Origin of the sequence: Nonomuraea sp. K271 (assembly GCF_009908215.1) — a bacterium.
In the GTDB taxonomy this organism is placed as follows: Bacteria; Actinomycetota; Actinomycetes; order Streptosporangiales; family Streptosporangiaceae; genus Nonomuraea; species Nonomuraea longispora.
In genome coordinates this window covers 23,161-40,865 of record NZ_JAAAHR010000023.1, presented here as the reverse complement: position 1 = coordinate 40,865, position 17,705 = coordinate 23,161, and the positions used below count along the sequence as shown (strand labels likewise).

17 protein-coding genes are annotated in these 17,705 nt (G+C 71.4%); 7 read left to right on the top strand and 10 right to left on the bottom strand.

Annotated features, from left to right (window positions below; all coding sequences use genetic code 11):
- Positions 1–83 precede the first annotated feature (83 nt).
- From GUY59_RS10960 to GUY59_RS10950, 3 genes are read left to right on the top strand one after another with little or no spacing between them, the layout of a single operon-like run.
- Complete coding sequence (locus GUY59_RS10960; RefSeq protein ID WP_138200401.1) at positions 84–1,226, top strand: cytochrome P450; 1,143 nt, start codon at positions 84–86, stop codon at positions 1,224–1,226.
- A gap of 24 nt (positions 1,227–1,250) precedes the next feature.
- Positions 1,251–2,444 (top strand): cytochrome P450, encoded by a 1,194-nt coding sequence (locus GUY59_RS48490; RefSeq protein WP_138200400.1) that lies wholly within the window; start codon positions 1,251–1,253, stop codon positions 2,442–2,444.
- 5 nt (positions 2,445–2,449) lie between these two features.
- Entirely contained in the window at positions 2,450–2,644 is a 195-nt protein-coding gene (locus tag GUY59_RS10950) for a ferredoxin (protein WP_132332375.1), read from the top strand.
- 6 nt (positions 2,645–2,650) lie between these two features.
- On the opposite strand, the gene GUY59_RS10945 is transcribed toward GUY59_RS10950, so the two are convergent.
- From GUY59_RS10945 to GUY59_RS10935, 3 genes are all read right to left on the bottom strand, one after another.
- Positions 2,651–3,115 (bottom strand): MarR family winged helix-turn-helix transcriptional regulator, encoded by a 465-nt coding sequence (locus GUY59_RS10945; protein WP_138200399.1) that lies wholly within the window; start codon positions 3,113–3,115, stop codon positions 2,651–2,653.
- Positions 3,116–3,124: 9 nt separating this feature from the next.
- Positions 3,125–3,955 (bottom strand): SDR family oxidoreductase, encoded by an 831-nt coding sequence (locus GUY59_RS10940; RefSeq protein WP_138200398.1) that lies wholly within the window; start codon positions 3,953–3,955, stop codon positions 3,125–3,127.
- A gap of 208 nt (positions 3,956–4,163) precedes the next feature.
- Entirely contained in the window at positions 4,164–5,894 is a 1,731-nt protein-coding gene (locus GUY59_RS10935; protein WP_138200397.1) for an HAD-IIB family hydrolase, read from the bottom strand.
- A 134-nt stretch (positions 5,895–6,028) separates the two neighbouring features.
- Here GUY59_RS10935 and GUY59_RS10930 point away from each other — a divergent pair, with 134 nt between their 5' ends.
- The gene (locus GUY59_RS10930; protein ID WP_132332331.1) at positions 6,029–6,250 is read left to right on the top strand and encodes a hypothetical protein; all 222 of its coding nucleotides are present in this window, start codon (positions 6,029–6,031) and stop codon (positions 6,248–6,250) included.
- A 19-nt stretch (positions 6,251–6,269) separates the two neighbouring features.
- Here GUY59_RS10930 and GUY59_RS10925 read toward each other — a convergent pair whose 3' ends face one another.
- Positions 6,270–6,929 carry a potassium channel family protein gene (locus GUY59_RS10925; protein ID WP_132332330.1) on the bottom strand — a complete coding sequence of 220 codons (660 nt, stop codon included), beginning with the start codon at positions 6,927–6,929 and terminating at the stop codon, positions 6,270–6,272.
- Complete coding sequence (locus GUY59_RS10920; protein ID WP_138200396.1) at positions 6,929–7,594, bottom strand: potassium channel family protein; 666 nt, start codon at positions 7,592–7,594, stop codon at positions 6,929–6,931. The genes GUY59_RS10925 and GUY59_RS10920 overlap by 1 nt, the downstream gene beginning before the upstream one ends.
- A gap of 102 nt (positions 7,595–7,696) precedes the next feature.
- Here GUY59_RS10920 and GUY59_RS10915 point away from each other — a divergent pair, with 102 nt between their 5' ends.
- Positions 7,697–9,739 carry an APC family permease gene (locus GUY59_RS10915; protein ID WP_138200395.1) on the top strand — a complete coding sequence of 681 codons (2,043 nt, stop codon included), beginning with the start codon at positions 7,697–7,699 and terminating at the stop codon, positions 9,737–9,739.
- Here GUY59_RS10915 and GUY59_RS10910 read toward each other — a convergent pair.
- Positions 9,726–11,363: an alpha/beta hydrolase gene (locus GUY59_RS10910; RefSeq protein ID WP_252374892.1), complete on the bottom strand. Its 1,638-nt coding sequence runs from the start codon at positions 11,361–11,363 to the stop codon at positions 9,726–9,728. The genes GUY59_RS10915 and GUY59_RS10910 overlap by 14 nt on opposite strands.
- Before the next feature lie 89 nt (positions 11,364–11,452).
- On the opposite strand from GUY59_RS10910, the gene GUY59_RS10905 reads away from it, so the two are divergent.
- The gene (locus GUY59_RS10905) at positions 11,453–12,703 is read left to right on the top strand and encodes a class I SAM-dependent RNA methyltransferase (RefSeq protein ID WP_138200393.1); all 1,251 of its coding nucleotides are present in this window, start codon (positions 11,453–11,455) and stop codon (positions 12,701–12,703) included.
- Positions 12,704–12,728: 25 nt separating this feature from the next.
- Here GUY59_RS10905 and GUY59_RS10900 read toward each other — a convergent pair whose 3' ends face one another.
- From GUY59_RS10900 to GUY59_RS10885, 4 genes are read right to left on the bottom strand one after another with little or no spacing between them, the layout of a single operon-like run.
- Positions 12,729–13,328, bottom strand: a complete 600-nt coding sequence (locus tag GUY59_RS10900; RefSeq protein ID WP_132328775.1) for a response regulator transcription factor — start codon at positions 13,326–13,328, stop codon at positions 12,729–12,731.
- A 31-nt stretch (positions 13,329–13,359) separates the two neighbouring features.
- Positions 13,360–14,463 (bottom strand): sensor histidine kinase, encoded by a 1,104-nt coding sequence (locus tag GUY59_RS10895; RefSeq protein WP_138200392.1) that lies wholly within the window; start codon positions 14,461–14,463, stop codon positions 13,360–13,362.
- Positions 14,460–15,575: a sensor histidine kinase gene (locus GUY59_RS10890; RefSeq protein ID WP_138200391.1), complete on the bottom strand. Its 1,116-nt coding sequence runs from the start codon at positions 15,573–15,575 to the stop codon at positions 14,460–14,462. Before GUY59_RS10890 ends, GUY59_RS10895 begins: the two co-directional genes overlap by 4 nt.
- A 48-nt stretch (positions 15,576–15,623) precedes the next feature.
- Positions 15,624–16,628 (bottom strand): hypothetical protein, encoded by a 1,005-nt coding sequence (locus GUY59_RS10885; RefSeq protein WP_138200390.1) that lies wholly within the window; start codon positions 16,626–16,628, stop codon positions 15,624–15,626.
- A 118-nt stretch (positions 16,629–16,746) separates the two neighbouring features.
- Here GUY59_RS10885 and GUY59_RS10880 point away from each other — a divergent pair, with 118 nt between their 5' ends.
- Entirely contained in the window at positions 16,747–17,664 is a 918-nt protein-coding gene (locus GUY59_RS10880) for an LLM class F420-dependent oxidoreductase (RefSeq protein WP_138200389.1), read from the top strand.
- Positions 17,665–17,705 lie beyond the last annotated feature (41 nt).

Sequence of the window (17,705 nt, the reverse complement as noted above, 5' to 3'; positions counted from 1 at the left end):
CTCCAGCGCTTCTCGGCCCGCCCTCAAGCGGCTCCCACCACGATGGGGATCACGGTGATCCGTCGTTGATGGGGAGACGATCCATGCAGTCCTCGCCGCTGAGGTTTCCGTTCGCCTGGCCGGGCGCCGCCGAGCCGCCCGTGGAGCTGGCCACGCTGCGCGAGGAGCCGGTCGTCCGGGTGACCCTGCCGAGCGGTGACGAGGCGTTCCTGGTGACGCGGTACGAGGACATCCGCCGGGTGCTCTCCGACCCCCGCGTGAGCCGTAACCGGGACCGTCCGGGGGCTCCGCGCATGACCGAGCAGAAGACGAAGGTGTTCCAGAACCCGCGGATCGATCGCGATCCGCCCGAGCACACCCGCATGCGGCGGCTGATGGCCAAGGCGTTCACCGCCACCCGTGTGGAGGCCCTGCGCCCGCACGTGCGGCAGGTCGCCGAGGAACTGGTCACGGACCTGCTCAAGCAGAGCCCGCCGGTCGACCTGCACGAGGCGTTCGCCGTGCCGCTCACCCTGCAGGTCATCTGCGGCCTGCTCGGCGTCCCGCCGGAGGACCAGGCACGTTTCCGCGGTTCGCTGGGTGAGGCCTGGCAGTACATGGGCGAACTGATCGAGGGCAAGCGCCGCGACCCCGGCGACGACCTGATCAGCGCTCTCATCGGGGTGCACGACGAGGACGACGGCAGGCTGAGCGCCCATGAGCTGCACGTCTGGTGCGTGATCCTGCTGCTGGCGGGGTTCGAGACCACGGCGACGCAGCTCGGCAGCGGCACCGTCCTGCTGCTCACCCATCCGGGCCAGCTCGGACGCTTGCGTGAGGACCCGGGGCTGATCCCCGACGCGGTCGAGGAGCTGTTGCGCTGCCAGATCGCCGGCCACTCGCTGTCGATGCTCCGCTACGTGACCGACGACATCGAGGTCGGCGGCGTGACGATCCCCCGGGGCTCCGGACTGATCCCGATCCTGGAGTCCGCCAACCTCGACGAGTCGGTCTTCCCGGACCCGATGCGGCTGGACATCACCAGGAAGAACAACCAGCACCTCGTCTTCAGCGCCGGGCCCCACTTCTGCATGGGGGCGGCGCTGGCCCGGCTGGAGCTGCAGGTGGCGCTGGAAGCCCTGATCCGCAAGGTGCCGACCCTGCGCCTGGCCGTGCCGCCGAGCGCGCTGCGCCACCATGACAGCCCGCTGGACCTGGGCCTCCGCGAGGTCCCCGTCGCGTGGTGAACGATTCAAGAGAGGCAGGCAGCCGTGAGCGCCAATCCCATCCCGTACCCGTTCAGCCGCCCTGGACCGCTCGCCGTCCCCAAGGAGCTGGGCACGATCCGGGAGGCGCCCGTACAGCGGGTGATCCTCCCCAGCGGCGACGAAGCTTACCTGGTCACGCGGTACGACGACGTGAAGAGCGTGCTGACGGACCCGAGGGTCAGCCGTAACCTCAACCGGCCGGACGCCCCGAGGGTGTCCAAGAACAACATGATGTTCCAGGACTCGAAGATGGATCCTGATCCACCGGAGCACACCCGTGTGCGGCGGCTGGTGATGAAGGCGTTCACGGCGACGCGGGTGGAGCGGTTACGGCCGCGGGTCCAAGAGATCACGGACGAGTTGATCGAGGCGATGGCGGCCAAGACCCCGCCCGTGAACGTGTCGGAGGAGCTGGCGTTCCCGCTGAGCATCCGCGTCATCTGCGACCTGCTGGGCGTCCCGCCGGAGGAGCAGGGCCGCTTCCGCCGGTGGACGGACCACTTCCTGTCCACCGGCAAGTACACCAGGGAGGAGATCCACGGCGCGCTGGGCGAGCTGAACGCGTACATGAGCACGCTGATCGAGGAGAAGCGCGAACGGCCGGCCGACGACCTCGTCAGCGCGTTGATCCAGGTTCACGACGAGGACGACACCCGGCTGAGCGAGTACGAGCTGCACTGGTGGTGCCGGTTGCTCCTGCTCGTCGGTTACGAGACCACCGCCAGCCAGCTCGGACTGACCGTGGCCAAGCTGCTTGCCGAGCCCGGCCAGGTGCAGGCGCTGCGCGCCGACGAGTCGCTGCTGCCGGGCGCTGTGGAGGAGCTGCTGCGCTGGAAGCTCATGAGCGGCTCGCTGTCCATGCTGCGCTACGTGACCGAGGACATCGAGGTAGGCGGCGTGACGATCCCCAAGGGGTCCGGCGTCATCCCGGCTGTGGAGTCGGCGAACTGGGACGAGAAGGTTTTCCACCGGCCCGACGACCTCGACATCACCCGCGCGGACAACCCCCATCTCACCTTCAGCGTCGGACCGCACTTCTGCGTAGGCGCCGCGCTGGCTCGGGTGGAGCTGGAGACCGCGCTGGGAACACTGCTGCGCAGGTTTGCCACCCTGCGCCTCGCGATCCCGCCTGAGGAACTGCGGCGCACGGAGGGGACCCTCATCGAGAGCCTGGTCGAGATCCCGATCACCTGGTGAGTGACATGCACGTCACCGTTGATCCGGAGAAATGCTGCAGCAGCGGGCTGTGCGCGCTGACCGTGCCCGAGGTGTTCGGGCTGGACGAGGAGGAGTGCGTCGTCATGGTGCTCCTTCCCGAGCCGCCGGCCGCGCTGCACGAGCGGGTGCGGGGGGCCGCCCGGCGCTGCCCCACGGGCACGATCGAGGTGCGGGGCTGAGGACCGTCACGACCAGGTGGAGGAGTCGCGCACGCGCTCGGCGTTGCGCCGTTGCTGCGCCACCTGGCCCTTGAGGAACTCGGTGAGCAGGACGAGCTGCTCGTCGGTGTAGGCGGCGAACTGGGCCTCGGCCTCCTTGACCGCCTGCCCCCATGAGTCGCGGGCCAGCGCGCGGGCCTTTTCCGTGGGACGGATGAGCACCCGCCGCCGGTCGGCCTGGTCGCGGACGCGCTCGGCGAAACCGGCCTTCTCCAGCCGGTCGACGGCGACCGTCAGGGCGCCGGGGGTGAGGCCCGCGAGCTCCGCCAGCTCGCCGGAGGCCACCGGACCTCGCGTGATCAGATAGGCCACGCACCGGGAGTCGGTGCGGTTGAGGCCGAGCCGCTCCGAGACGGCCGCGTCGGCCATCTCGGAGGCGTTCTGCAGGTCCGTCAGAGCCAGCATGAGCTCGTCGATGAGGTGCTGGCGCATGGACAGAGCTTAGCGGAACTCGGGCTCATGCTCAGCAACCCATTCGCGGAAGGTGAGCGGCCGGCGGCCGGTGACGTTCTGGACCGTGGTGGTCACCGTCGGCGGCTTGCCCACGGTCTCGGCGAGCCGGCCGAGCAGGGCGTCCACGATCTCCGGCGGCGCGTAGGCCACCATCTTCTCGCGTACGGCGGCGGCGGGGATCTCCTCGAACGCCAGCGGCCGCCCCAGCGTCGCCGAGATGTGGCCGACCTGGTCGCGATGGGTCATCGCCTCGGGGCCGGTGAGCACCAGTCTGGCGCCGTGGAGGTGGTCGTCGACCAGGGCGCGCACCGCCACGGCGGCGACGTCGCGCTCGTGGATCGGCGCCGACCAGGCGTCACCGTACGGCGCGCGGACCACGTCGCCTTCCTGGATCTGGGAGGCCCACTGCAGGGCGTTGCCCGCGAACTCGTTCGGCCGCAGGAACGTCCAGAACATCCCGGACCGCTCGAGCGCGTCCTCGAACGCGGCGTGCCGGGCCGCGATGGCGCCGGGCTGCTCGTCGGTGTCGTCCAGCACTTCGCTGGTCGAGAGCAGGACGACCGTGGTGACGCCGGCGTCCGCCAGCACCTGCGCCGTCCTGTGCGGGCGGTCGCCCATGGCGACCAGGTAGACCGTCCTGACGCCGTCGAGCGGGAGCGCCTCGGGGATCGCGAGGTCGCCCGCGACGACTTCGACCGATGGGGGGAGCTTGGCGCCGTCGGGGTTCCTGCTGATCGCGCGGACGAACTGGCCTTCCTCGAGTAGCCCGTCGACGACGTGGCGGCCGACACTGCCGGTGGCTCCAGTGACGAGGATCATGGTTGTCTCCTTGTTTGACTGAGAGTCGTGCGGTGAGTCAGCAACAGGCACAGCAGCGTCCCCCGGATGGGGGTCGGTGCGGGGTGCCGCTGGAAAGCCTGCGCTGCAACGCCGGTTTGCCTTGACAATCAAAAACTCTAATCAATGGAAGGTTTGATTGTCAAAGCAATCCGCTGGACTACCGCTGGAGCATCGGTGGCGTGGCCGGTCAGCGGTCGTCGTGGTCCGGGTCGAAGGCGGTGGGTTCGGCGGGGAGCGTGTAGCGCTCACCGATGAGGTCGGCCACCCGCTGCCTGCTCTCCACGGCCTCCGGCGCCTCCGCCCGCTCCAGCTCCGCCACCTCGTCGGCCAGGCCGGCGTCCCCGAGGCAGTCGCGGATCCACTGCGAGTAGTCGCCCCTGCGCAGGTGATGCAGCCAGGTGTCGTCGTCCACGCCCTCGGCCAGCTCGACGAAGGTGTGCAGGTTGCGCGCCCGCAGCCGCAGCCGCTCGCCCGGCCCGGTGAAGTAGAAGCTCTTGTCCTTGGCCATGGTGCCCGCCGCGTACTTGCGGCGATGGCGGGTGCGGTCGACGGTGGCGGGAGTGAGGGTCAGGTGCCGGGCCGTCTCATCCCCGCGCTGCCACAGCGCGAGGTCGCCCCCGTCGACCGGCTCCAACGAGGGAGTCTCCTCGCCGAGGGCCTCGGCGAACGCGGCGAGCGTGCGTTCGGGCTCCTTGCCCACCGCGATCGTGGCCGTCACCAGGCGCAGCGCCTCGGCGCTGACCGCCTCGGGGTGCACGGTGATCATCAGCAGCGACCCGAGGTCGGCGGCCTCGCCCAGCGGCACGCGCCGCGCCTCGGCGGGCAGCAGGTGGTGCGCCTCGTCGATCACCACCCAGTGCGGGTGGCCGAGCTTGGCGCGTACGCCGGTCAGCCGGGGCAGCAGCTCGGCGAAGTACGCGGGGCGGTCGCGCAGTTGCAGGCCGATCAGGTTGACCACGACGCTCTGCCGCGGCTGCTCCAGCACGTGCGCGACCTCCTCGACGCCGGGCACCCGGTCGGGGTCGCCGAGCACGGTGACGCCGGGATAGTCGGCGTAGTCGCCCTCCGGGTCCACGATCACGCACTGGTAGCCCTCGCCCACGAGCCGCTCCAGCAGAGCCGTCGTCACCGTGGACTTGCCGCTGCCCGAGGGGCCGGCCACCAGCAGCCCGGAGCCGTACGGCCGCAGGCGCACCTCCTCGCCGTCGCGATGGCCGAGCAGGACGTGCCGGCGCGGCACCTCCACCGCGTCCAGGTCACCCGAGAGCATCATCGCGGCCAGTTCGGCCACCCCGTCGCCGGCCTCGCCCGCCAGACGCAGGTCGCACGAGTTCCTGAGCGCGGGCAGCGCGTTGGCGACGGCGGCGCCGCACTCGGCGGCTGTCAGGAACGCGTGGTCGTTCTCCCCGTCGCCGACCGCGACCGTGCTGCGCGGCGACAACGACAGGCGGTCGAGGGCGGCGGCCAGGCCGCTCGCCTTGTTCACGCCGGGCGGCAGCACCATGACGGCGCCCTTGTTGTAGATCACCTGCAGTTCCAGCCCGAGCTCGCGGATGGCCGCCAGCACGCGTACGTCGTTCGGCTCGCGCGTGGCGACCACCACCTTCCCCACACCCAGCGGGCTGACCCCTTCGCTGCGCAGCCGGTCGGTCAGCGCGGCGGGCGGAGATGGGGCCAGGGCGTCGCAGGTGCGCTGCCCCGGGTCGTACAGCAGGCCGCCGTTCTCGGCGACGATCGCATTGAACAGGCCGGGGTGCGGGAACACGGAGAGCAGGTCGTCGAGCTCGCGTCCGGTGACCAGCACGAGTTTGACGCCGGTGCGGGAGAGCCGCTCCAGCGCCTCGATCGTCGTCTCGGCCACGTGGCCGCCGCGGGCCAGGGTCTCGTCATAGTCACAAGCCAGCACGTTGTGGCGCATGGGCATCTCCTACCCGCCGATCGCCGGACATCCAGCAAAGTCGTCAAGACGCCTGGAAGAACCGTTAAGTGCACGATCCGCTACAGAGGGTAAGAAACCCGGCGAACTGCCGTCTCATTCGTACGGAGATCATCATGTTCCGATGTGTTGCCGCCGCGTTCGCCATGACCGCCGCGGCCCTGCTGCTCGCGGCCGTGCCCGCCATCGCCGGCGACGACCAGGGGAACCTGGTCTGCGGGAAGGACATCAGCGGCGCGATCGACGTGTACATTCCCGACCAGTCACCGAGCACCCACAGGTTCTGCGCCGACAAGGACGACCCGAACCGGGTCAACGAGTTCGTCTGGGAGTCCTGAGCACCGGCGCGGCCCGGCGTCAGTGTTGCGACAGCAGGTGGGCCAGCTCCTGCTCCACCTCCTGGTTGGCCACGAAGAGCAGCTCGTCGCCCGCCTCCAGCGGATCGTCCGCCGTGGGGACCAGCACCCGGCCCTCGCGCAGGATCGCCACCAGCGCGGCGTCGACGGGCCACGGCACCGAGCCGGCCCGCTGGCCCACGACAGGGGCGTCGTCGGCGAGGGTGAGCTCGACGAGGTTGGCCTGCCCCTGACGGAACGTCATGAGGCGCACCAGGTCACCGACGCTCACCGCCTCCTCCACCAGCGCGCTCAGCAGGCGCGGGGTCGAGACGGCCACGTCGACGCCCCACGACTCGTTGAACAGCCACTCGTTGTTGGGGTGGTTGATGCGGGCGACCACGCGCGGCACGCCGTATTCGGTCTTGGCCAGCAGCGACACCACCAGGTTGACCTTGTCGTCGCCGGTGGAGGCCACCACGACGTGGCAGTTGTTGAGCCCTGCCTCGTCGAGGGAGGCGATCTCGCAGGCGTCGGCGAGCAGCCACTCCGCGCGGGGCACACTGTCGATCTTGATGGCCGCGGGGTCGACGTCGATGAGCAGCACGTCGTGGCCGTTCTCCAGAAGCTCGGCCGCGATGGAGCGGCCCACGGCGCCCGCTCCGGCGATGGCGACGCGCATCAGTCGTCCTCCTTCGGTGCCGCGGCGAGCACCTTGTTGATCCGGTCCATGTCGCCCTCGGCGGCGATGACGTGCAGCACGTCGCCTTCCTGCACCACCGTGTCGGGCCCGATGGTCACGGCCTCCCCCATGCGGTTGATGAAGGCGGCGCGCGTCCGCGCCCGCTGCTCCAGCTCGACGACGCGCGTGCCGATCCAGGCCGGGTTCGCGGACACCTCGGTCAGGACGACGGTGCCGGTGGGGTCGCGCCAGAGCGGCTCGGCGCCCTCGGGGAGGATGCGGCGCATGATCTGGTCGGCGGTCCAGCGCACGGTCGCCACCGTCGGGATGCCCAGCCGCTGGTAGACCTCGGCCCTGCGGGGGTCGTAGATGCGGGCCACCACGTTGTCGACCCCGAACGTCTCGCGCGCCACACGGGCGGAGATGATGTTGGAGTTGTCGCCGCTGGAGACCGCCACGAACGCGGTGGCGGACTCGACGCCTGCCTCGGTCAGCACGCCGCGGTCGAAGCCCACGCCCGTCACCCGCCGCCCCCGGAACCCGGCCCGCAGCCGCCGGAACGCCTGCGGGTCGCGGTCGATGATGGCGACGGAATGCCCGCCGTCTTCGAGGATGTGCGCGAGGGTCGAACCCACCCGGCCACATCCCATGATCACAATATGCATGTCCCCCCGCATGTTCGCGGTCGGCAGGTTGCTCGACACCAGTATGGACCGACGGGGGCTGCCGCGTTCGGTCCCCCCGACACAGGACTAGCATCTCGTTATGTGGCGAAGGTGACGGATCTCGTCAAACGCATGCTCGTGGGGCGTGCCTTGCGTAGCGGGCAGCTCCACGAGCAACTCCTGCGAAAACGCATCGCCCTGCCCATCTTCGCCAGCGACGCGCTCTCGTCCGTGGCGTACGCGCCGCAGGAGATCTTCGTCATCCTCTCGCTGGCGGGCGCCTCCTTCTACGCCTACAGCCCGTGGGTGGCGCTCGCCGTCGTGGTCGTGATGCTCACCGTGGTGGCGTCGTACCGGCAGAACGTGCACGCCTACCCCAGCGGCGGCGGCGACTACGAGATCGCGACCACCAACCTCGGCCGCAACGCCGGGCTCACCGTGGCCAGCGCTCTCATGGTCGACTATGTGCTGACCGTCGCCGTGTCCGTCGCCAACGGCGTCGACTACGTCGGCGCCACCATTCCGTTCGTGGGCCAGCACAAAACCGCCGTCGCCATCGCCATCGTCGTCCTGCTGACCGTGGTCAACCTGCGCGGCATCCGCGAGTCGGGCGCCGCGTTCGCCCTCCCCACCTACGCGTTCATGGTCGCCGTGCTGGGGCTGATCGCCTGGGGCGGGTTCCGGCTGCTGATCCTCGATGAGCGGATCCAGGCGCCCAGCGCCCACTTCACCATCGAGCCCGAGCAGACCGACCTCACGGCCTTCGCCGCGGCGTTCCTGATCCTGCGCGCGTTCTCCTCCGGCTGCGCCGCCCTGACGGGAGTCGAGGCCATCAGCAACGGCGTGCCCGCGTTCAGGAAGCCCAAGAGCAAGAACGCCGCCACCACGCTGCTGATGATGGGCGTGGTGGCGATCAGCATGTTCAGCGGCATCGTCGCCCTCAGTCTGGCGTCCGGGGTGAAGGTGGCCGAGCCGTCGGTGGTCGCCGAGGACCTGCTCAGGCCGGACGGCACCCCCGTCGGCCCCGGCTACTACCAGCAGCCGATCATCTCCCAGGTGGCCGACGCGGTGTTCGGGGGCGGGTCGATGCCGTTCGTCGTCGTCTCGGCGGTGACCGCGCTGATCCTCTTCCTGGCCGCCAACACGGCCTTCAACGGCTTCCCCGTGCTCGGCGCGATCCTGGCGCAGGACCGGTTCCTGCCGCGCCAACTGCACACCCGCGGCGACCGGCTGTCCTTCTCCAACGGCATCGTCATCCTGGCGCTCGGCGCGTGCCTGCTGCTCTGGGGGTTCGACGCCGACGTCAGCCGCCTGCTGAACCTCTACATCGTCGGCGTCTTCGTGTCGTTCACCCTGAGCCAGACCGGCATGGTCATCCACTGGACCCGCCACCTCAAGACCGAGACCGAGCCCAGGATCCGGCACCAGATGCACCGCTCCAGGGCGATCAACTCCTTCGGCGCGATCATGACGGGGCTGGTGCTCATCGTCGTGCTGCTGACGAAGTTCTTGGTCGGGGCGTGGATCGTGGTGATCGTCATGCCGGTCCTGTTCCTCATGATGAAGGGCATCAGGCGCCACTACGACAACGTGGCGGCCGAACTGGAGATCGCGGAGGACGACGAGCCGGCCATACTGCCCGCGCGCAACCACGCGATCGTCCTCGTCTCCAAGATCCACAAGCCGACCATGCGGGCCCTCGCGTACGCCCGCGTCACCCGGCCGTCCACACTGGAGGCCGTCACCGTGGGCGTCGAGGGAGACGACGCTCGCAAACTGCGGGAGGAATGGGAGCGCCTCGGCATCCCCGTGCCGCTCAAGATGCTCGACTCGCCCTATCGCGAGATCACCCAGCCCGTCCTCGACTACGTCAAGACGCTGCGCAGGCGCTCGCCGCGCGACGTGGTGACCGTGTTCATCCCCGAGTACGTGGTCGGCCACTGGTGGGAGCACCTGCTGCACAACCAGAGCGCGCTCCGGCTGAAGGCGCGGCTGCTGTTCAAGCCGGGAGTCATGGTGACCAGCGTGCCCTGGCAACTGCACTCCTCCGAGCGGCTCAAGGGCAGGCCCGAGCCGTCCGCGCCCGGATCGGTGCGGCGCCCCGCGCAGCAGAGCGACGACGAGGGGCGGGTCAGCTCGAGCTGATCAGCTCGCGCAGCCGGCCGGTGTCGTCCGCGCTCCAGCCGGGTGGCGCGGCCACCGCCGCCCACCCGTCCACGATGTCGGAGTTGTAACGGTGCCCGTGCCCGGGAGGCACCGACAGCGCGGCCGTCATGTCGACCAGCACCTGCCAGAACGTCACCAGCGGAAACCAGTTCATCTGCGGGTTCATGCCTGGGGCGCGCGGCTCCTCCAGCCAGGCCGGCCTGCGGTAGATCAGCTCCGGCGTCCACCACACCACCGGGTCGGAGGCGTTCTGCAGGTAGACCACGCGCGGGTGCAGCCACGGGCCGGGCGGGCGGCTCAGGTCGGAGGGGCGCTGGGCGAACCTGGCCGTCCTGCCGCCTTCGTAGACCGGCCGCCACACGGGGCTGCCTGGCTCGCGGCCCTCGGTGAGCCGCCGCCAGATCGGGTCGGCGTTGGGCGGGCCGACGAACAGCGCGCCGTCCGTCCTGGCCACCATGTCGTCGAGGTCGCTGAACGCCCGCTCCAGCTCGTACGTGCCGAGGCTCTCGCCGGACAGCACCAGCCGGGGACGGTCGCCGGGCGGCACCTCGGCCAGCCGGGCGTGCACCGCCTCGAACAGCGCCTTGCCCGCGGCCGCCGCCTTGCCCCTGTCGAGCAGGAACGACACCCAGCTCGGCAGGTAGGAGTACTGCACCGCGACCATGGCGGAGCGACCGTTGTACATGTACTCGAGCGAGTCGGCGATGTGCTCGTCCACCCAGCCGGTGCCGGTGGTGCCGAGCACGGCGATGATCTGCCGCTCGAACGCGCCGGTCCGCTCCAGCTCCCGCACGGCCAACTCCGCCTGCGCCTCCGGCGTGGCCGCCGCGTCGAGGCCGACGTACACCCGGATGGGCTCGGCGGCGGGACGGCCGGAGAAGGCGGTCAGCAGGGCGGGGGTGACCGCGCTGCCGGCGAAACTGCGGCCCTCCCTGCCCAGCGACTCCCAGCTCACGAGCGAAGCGGGGCCGCCCGACAACTGGCGGGAGACGGGCGGGCGCACGCCCGGGTTGGTGCCCTTGTTGGCCACCGACGAGACGTCGCTCACCCGGGCCACGAACCCGTTGAACAGCACGTCGTTAGCCAGCACCGCCACCAGGAGACCGATGACGATCACCCCGATGGCGTGCCCCGCGTACGACGGCACGAACCGGTCCAGCCAGCCGATCAGCTTGCGGCCGCCGAGGCGTACCAGCCTGGCCAGGACCAGGAGCACGGTGAACAGGCTGAGGGCCACGGCGAGGATGACCGGCGGGAACCAGGTGATGTGCGTGTCCATGCCCATGAGTGCCCGCAGGTCGCGCTGCCAGTCGTAGCTGTACCAGAGCGTGATCGTCCCCACCGCGGCGCAGCCGGCGACCAGGACCCGCCAGGCGATCGACCGCGCCCGCCCGGACGGCCGGTAGCCGATCACCGCGCGGCCCAGCGCGCCCAGCGCCGCGCCGGCGCCGTAGCCGATGATCCCGGTGACGGCGCCCATGACCCCTTGGTAGAGCCATGTGCGGGGCAGCAGCGACGGCGTCAGAGAGACGCAGGCGAACAGCACGGCCAGCAGCGTCGCCCCGAACCCGAGCCGCCGTCGCACCACCCGCCCCTCATTCACGATCACCTAGGGTAACGGGCCGCCCGTGACCCCCGGCGCGGCCCCCCGGCCCGTGACGGCCGCCGCGCCGGCGCACATAGGGTGTCGGTGTGGAACAGGCATCTCTCGAGCTGACGGTAGGTCCGGTCGCCCATGGCGGCTGGTGTGTGGCACGCCACGACGGGCGGGTGGTCTTCGTGCGCCATGCGCTGCCCGGCGAGAGGGTGATCGCACACGTCACCGAGGAGACCACCCGGTTCCTGCGGGCCGACGCCGTGGAGATCCTCGATCCGTCGCCCGACCGGGTCGTCCCGCCCTGCCCCTTCGCGGGGCCCGGGCGCTGCGGCGGCTGCGACTGGCAGCACGCCACGCTGGAGGCGCAGCGGCGGCTCAAGGCGCAGGTCGTGGCCGAGCAACTGCAGCGGCTGGCGGGCATCGAGCGCGAGGTCGTGGTCGAGGAGGTGCCGGGGGCCGAGGACGGACTCGGCTGGCGCACGCGGGTGCAGTTCGCCGCGCTGCCCTCCGGCGAGCTGGGCTTCCGCCGCCACCGCTCCCACGCGATCGAGGTCGTCGACGCCTGCCTGATCGCCCACCCCGAGGTCGAGGCGGTCGCCGCCGAGGAGCACACCTGGCCGGGCGCGTCCGGCATCGAGGTCATCGCCTCGTCCCAGGGCGACCGGGCCGTGGTCGTCAAACCACGGCCCCGGCGCAGCGTCACCGTGCCCGACCTCGAAGCGCCCGCCTCCGTCCTGCTCGACCAGGGCAAGGGCCGCACGGTGCCGAGGCGCGGGTCGGGCGTGTTGCACGAGCAGGCGGGCGAGCGCCGGTTCCGGGTGGCGGGCAGCGGCTTCTGGCAGGTGCACCCCGGGGCCGCCGAGACGCTGCTCGACGCGGTGCTGGCGTACGCCGCGCCCGAGCCGGGGGAGTGGGCGCTCGACCTCTACTGCGGGGTGGGCCTGTTCGCGGCCGGCCTGGCGGAGGCCGTGGGACCCGAGGGGGCGGTGTTCGGGCTGGAGTCGGAGGAGTCCGCCGTCCGTGACGCCCGCGCCAACCTCCGCGACCTGCCGCAGGCGCGCGTGGAGCGGGGGCGCGTCGAGGACGCGCTCGACCGGTTCGAGATCGAGCGGGCCGACCTCGTCGTGGTCGACCCGCCCAGAGCGGGGCTGGGGCGGGAGGTGGTGACGCGCGTCGCGTCGCTGGAGGCGCTCCGCATCGTGTACGTGTCGTGCGACCCGGCCACTCTTGCCCGCGACCTGGCCTGGCTGGCGGAGCGCGGCTACACGCTGGCGGACCTGCGGGCCTTCGACGCCTTCCCGATGACCCATCACGTGGAGTGCGTCGCGCTGCTCGTACGGGCGTAGGCCGGGCGGCTGGGGCCTCAACGGGTCACAGCCAGCCCATGCGCTGCGCCGTGCGGATGGCCTCAAGGCGGTTCTGCGCGTTGAGCTTGGTCATGGCGCTCGACAGGTAGTTGCGTACGGTGCCCTCGGTCAGGTGCAGCTCGCCCGCGATCCTGGAGATCGTGGCCCCGTCGCCGGCCAGACGCAGCGCGTCGCGCTCGCGCTCGGTCAGCGGGCTGTCGCCGGCGGCCATCGCCGCGGCGGCCAGCTCGGCGTCGAGGTAACGCCCGCCCGCCTGGACCTTGCGGATGGCCATGGCCAGCTCCTCCGCCGAGGCGTCCTTGCCGAGAAAGCCGCTCACACCGGCCGCCATGGCCCGGCGCAGGTAACCGGGGCGGCCCAGGCTCGTCAGGATGACGATCTTGCACGCGGAGCTGATCTGCTCGGCGGCGCTCAGACCGTCCATGCCCGGCATCTCGATGTCGAGGACGGCCACGTCAGGCCGGTGCTCGGCCACCGCGGCCACCACCTCGTCGCCACGGCCCACCTGGGCCACGACCTGGATGCCGTCCTCCAGGTCGAGCAGGGCCGCGATGGCGCCCCTGACGAGGTGCTCGTCGTCGGCGAGCAGCACGCGGGTGGTCATGAGAGCCTCCTCGTACGCGGCACGCGCGCGGTCATGCCGGCACCGCCGCGCGCAGCAGGTAGTGTCCCTCGCGGGTGGGTCGCGCCTCCAGGGTGCCGCCCGCCGCGCGTACGCGCTGGGCCAGCCCAGCCAGGCCGTTCGGCGCATGCGCGCCCAGCGGCCCGTTCACCCCGTCGTTGGACATCTCCAGCACTCCGTCCTGGATCGTGATCGTGCAGCGTTCGGCCTTGCTGTGCTTGAGCACGTTCGTCGCGCCCTCGCGTACGACCGTGGCCAGCAGCGTGCGGGTCTCGGGCGACAGCGATGAGATCTCGGCGCGCACGGTGCAGCGTACGTCCGCCGCCTCCAGCACCGCCCGCACGCTGGCGAGGACCTCGTCCAGGTCGATCGCCCGGTAGCTCTGGACGACGTTGCGCACCTCGCGCAGCGACCGCCTGGCCAGGTCGCGCACCTCGAACATCTCGGCGGCCGCCTCCTGCCCGGAGCGCAGGGTTCGCTCCGCGTGGGCGGTCCTGGCCGCGATGTCGGTGAGGCTCTGCCCGAGCAGGTCGTTGAGGTCGCGGGCGAAGCGCAGGCGTTCCTCCGACACCGCCAGCCTGGACAGCGCCTCCTGCCCTTCGTGCGCCTCCTTGGTCAGGTGCCAGAGCCGCAGGTTGGCCCACACCGCGCCGACCGAGATGACGGTGATCAGCACCTGGACGAGCAGCAGTTCGGGGAGGAAGGTGTTGGCCAGTGTCACGTACAGGTTGGTGACCACGATCGACGCGACGGACAGGGCGACGACGGTCCTCCTGCGGGCGAACGTCGCGACCATCCCCAGCCACGTCGCGGTCGCCCAGAAGACCGGGACGAACGACAGGAGCAGGACGATCACCCCGGCCACGGCGATGATCGCCGTGGGCCGCTTCCCGCCCCTGACGGCGATCCTGAACGGCCGCGTGCTCAGCACGACGAGAATCAGCAGCAGCCCGGCGGCGGTCGCGGCCAGCTGCCAGGGCCAGCCCTGCTGCCATCCGAAGTACAGCTGGACGAAGCCGACGAGGGCCACAACCATGAGCGTGTCGGAGGAGCAGACGATCAGCCAGCGGGCCTTGTCGAGCTTCGTCGCGTTCCGCATCCGGGTGATCGCCCTCACGACGGCACCGCCGCGCGCAGCAGGAACTCGCCCGACCTGGTGGGCGCCGCGGAGAACGAGCCGCCCGCCGCGACCAGCCGCTCCGAAAGGCCGCGCAGGCCGTTTCCCGGCGTGCCCGGCAGGCCGTTCACGCCGTCGTTGACCATCTCCAGCACGCCTCCGTCGATCGTGATGGCGCAGCGGGTGGCCCTGCTGTGCTTGAGCACGTTGGTGCCGCCCTCGCGCACCGCCCACGCCAGCAGCGTCCTGGCCTCGGGCCCCAGCCCGTCGGCTCTGGCCCGGATCTCGCACCGGGCGCCCGTGGCCTCCAGGGCGACGCGTACGCCGTCGAGCTCCTCCTCCAGGTCGAGCCGCTGGTAACCATGCACGGCCTGCTGCACCTCGGCCAGCGACTCGCCGGCCAGCTCGCGTACGGCGGCCATCTCGGCGGACGCCCTCGCGGCGTCCTTGGTGGCCAGCTTGGCGGCCAGCTCGCTCTTCAGCGTGATCACGGCGAGGCTGTGGCCGAGCAGGTCGTGCAGGTCGCGGGCGAAGCGCAGCCGCTCCTCCGCGACGGCCAGGCTCGCCTTCGCCTCGCGGCTCTTGTGCGCGTCCCTGATCATCCACCAGAGCCAGCGCCACAGCAGCATGGCCGCGATCAGGACGACGGCCACGGCGGTCTCGCTGAGGAGGATACCCGGCCACGCCTGGCCGGTCGTGTGGGCGAGGAACACGGTGGACATGGCGACCGAGGCCGTGCCCAGGCAGACCGTCGCCCACAGCGGCAGATAGAGCGCGGCGGCCGACAACCACAGGGTGACGCTCTCCCAGCGCAGGCCGGCCATGTCGCCGTTGTGCGGCATGAGCAGCAGCATGCCCAACGCGAACACCGCCGCGAGCGCCAGCTTGGGCGTGGGCCCCGGCCGGTGGTCGAAGGCCTGCCTGAGGAGGAAGGGATAGAGCCCGAAGAAGCCGAGCAGGCACATGAGGACGGACGCCCCGCGGGCGACGGAGATCGTGCCGGCCGTCGTCTCGGCGATGGTGAGCGCGGCGAACACCACGGCCATGCCGGCCATGACGGCGTCCATCCAGTAGATGAGGAGCTTTCTGGCCATGTCGGGACGTGCCGCCATCACGCCCTCCTCTTGCTGACAATCCTCACCGCTTCCCGGGATCCTATTTCAGGACAACGCTCGCGAGAGAATCCGTGAGACGCCCTGCGACGGCTCCGCGCCGCGCAGCGACAACCAGGCCAGCCGGTGGCGGGTGGCGTACGCGGCCAGGGTGCGGGCGTCGGACGCGCCGAGGTCGGAGCCCCTGGCCAGCACCGGGGTCAGCGCGATGCGCTCCCACGCCTCGCCGGGATCGTCCACCCCCTGCGCCCGCGCGATCTGGACACGGGCGGCCCGCACGGCCGTCGCCACCCTGCCCAGCCGGCCGCGGTGGGCCGTGCGCCGTTCGAGAGGGGCCAGCAGGTTGACGGTGCCGATGTCGGCGCCCGCCCGGCGGGTCGTGCGCAACATCGCCACGTCGGCGGAGCTCAGCCCGCCCGGCCTCAGCGGCAGGGTGAAGCTCACCCGCAGGTCGCGCTCCTGCTGCAGGGCGTGGATCGCGCGTGCCCTGCGCAGCACCGCGGCCTTGTCGGCGCTGTCGCGGACCTCGAAGTCGACGGCGCCGGCGTCGTACGCCCCGATGATCCGGCGATAGGCGGTGGCGAGCCCGCCGGGACGGGTGCAGGCCGTGGCCAGCGCGCGCCCGCCAGATCCGCCGAACACGAGCGCGGCGTCGCCGCCCAGCGCCCTGAGGCGGCCGATCGGCTTGCCGGGGGCGGGGGAGCCCGTCCACGTGGGCACGCAGCCGTCGCCGGCCGCCCCGGCGTCGGCGACGAGGTGGCCGAGCGCGTAGCGGCGCACGCCGGTCCGGCGGGACGACGCGGGAAGGTCGAACTCGGGCTCGCGGGCGGTGTCGACGAACGCCACGAACGTCGTCGGCGGCTCCTCGGCCACCACGGGCGACAGCGACGGCGACGGCGACGGCCGGGCGACCGGGGTCGATGGCTGTGGAGGGGACGATCGACCCGCCGGAAGCTGACGGATCGCCGCGCCGGTGCCCGCGACGAGCGCGAGCGCCGCCAGGATCGCCAGAGGTCTCGGGAGCAGGCCGGGCTCCCTGGTGTGCCGCGGCATAGGCCACCCCGTGTGTTCGGTCGGCTACGTACAGCGCTGGCGGCTGCACGTTACCAACCATGGCGGCGCGGCGCGGCCCTTTTCGGGTTCGCGTCCGTTGTGTGCGGATAATGTGGGCATGAAGCTGCGGATCTTCACCGAGCCCCAGCAGGGCGCGACATATGACGACCTGCTCACCGTCGCACAGGCGACCGAACGCCTGGGTTTCGACGCCTTCTTCCGGTCTGACCACTACCAGCGCATCGGCCCCGGCGACCCGGGCCCCGGCTCGACCGACGCGTGGATCACACTCGCCGGCCTGGCCAGGGAGACCTCCAGGATCCGGCTGGGCACGCTGGTGAGCCCGGCCACGTTCCGGCTGCCGGGGCCGCTGGCGATCAGCGTGGCCCAGGTCGACCAGATGAGCGGAGGCCGGGCCGAGCTGGGCTTCGGCACCGGCTGGTACGACGGCGAGCACGCCGCGTACGGCATCCCGTTCCCGCCCACGGGCGAGCGTTTCGCGCGCTTCGAGGAGCAGCTCGAGATCATCACGGGCCTGTGGACGGCGGAGAAGACCTACTCGTTCGAGGGCAGCTACTACCGGCTCGCCGACTCTCCCGCCCTGCCCAAGCCCGTCCAGCGGCCCAGGCCGCCGATCATCATCGGCGGGTTCGGCGCCAAGCGCACGCCCCGGCTGGCGGCGACGTACGCCGACGAGTACAACGTGCCGTTCCGCACCCTGGCCGAGACCAAGGACGCCTTCGACCGGGTACGCGAGGCGTGCGAGAGCACCGGGCGCTCAGTGCTGCTGTCGGCGGCGCAGACCACGATCGTGGGAGCCGACCGGGCGGAGGTCGAGCGGCGCGCGGAGGCCATCGGCGAGAACCCCGACACCCTGCGAGAGAGAGGCCTGGCCGGCACCCCGGCCGAGGTGACGGAGAAACTCGCCAAGTTCGGCGAGCTGGGCGCGGAGCGGGTCTACCTGCAGATCCTCGACCTCGCCGACCTGGAGCACCTGGAGCTGATCGCGGCCGAGGTGCTTCCGCGCGTGGCATAACCGGTTGGCGGACCTTCGCGTGGTTACGGCACACTTGGCCA

What these genes read in the sequence shown, in the direction of transcription:
- GUY59_RS10900 (WP_132328775.1), bottom strand. Translation starts at nt 13,328, where the DNA reads ATGACCACCCGCGTGCTGCTCGCCGACGACGAGCACCTCGTCAGGGGC.
- GUY59_RS10940 (WP_138200398.1), bottom strand. Translation starts at nt 3,955, where the DNA reads ATGATCCTCGTCACTGGAGCCACCGGCAGTGTCGGCCGCCACGTCGTC.
- GUY59_RS10950 (WP_132332375.1), top strand. Translation starts at nt 2,450, where the DNA reads ATGCACGTCACCGTTGATCCGGAGAAATGCTGCAGCAGCGGGCTGTGC.
- GUY59_RS10930 (WP_132332331.1), top strand. Translation starts at nt 6,029, where the DNA reads ATGTTCCGATGTGTTGCCGCCGCGTTCGCCATGACCGCCGCGGCCCTG.
- GUY59_RS10925 (WP_132332330.1), bottom strand. Translation starts at nt 6,929, where the DNA reads ATGCGCGTCGCCATCGCCGGAGCGGGCGCCGTGGGCCGCTCCATCGCG.
- GUY59_RS10920 (WP_138200396.1), bottom strand. Translation starts at nt 7,594, where the DNA reads ATGCATATTGTGATCATGGGATGTGGCCGGGTGGGTTCGACCCTCGCG.
- GUY59_RS10885 (WP_138200390.1), bottom strand. Translation starts at nt 16,628, where the DNA reads ATGCCGCGGCACACCAGGGAGCCCGGCCTGCTCCCGAGACCTCTGGCG.
- GUY59_RS10935 (WP_138200397.1), bottom strand. Translation starts at nt 5,894, where the DNA reads ATGCGCCACAACGTGCTGGCTTGTGACTATGACGAGACCCTGGCCCGC.
- GUY59_RS10945 (WP_138200399.1), bottom strand. Translation starts at nt 3,115, where the DNA reads ATGCGCCAGCACCTCATCGACGAGCTCATGCTGGCTCTGACGGACCTG.
- GUY59_RS10960 (WP_138200401.1), top strand. Translation starts at nt 84, where the DNA reads ATGCAGTCCTCGCCGCTGAGGTTTCCGTTCGCCTGGCCGGGCGCCGCC.
- GUY59_RS10880 (WP_138200389.1), top strand. Translation starts at nt 16,747, where the DNA reads ATGAAGCTGCGGATCTTCACCGAGCCCCAGCAGGGCGCGACATATGAC.
- GUY59_RS10890 (WP_138200391.1), bottom strand. Translation starts at nt 15,575, where the DNA reads ATGGCGGCACGTCCCGACATGGCCAGAAAGCTCCTCATCTACTGGATG.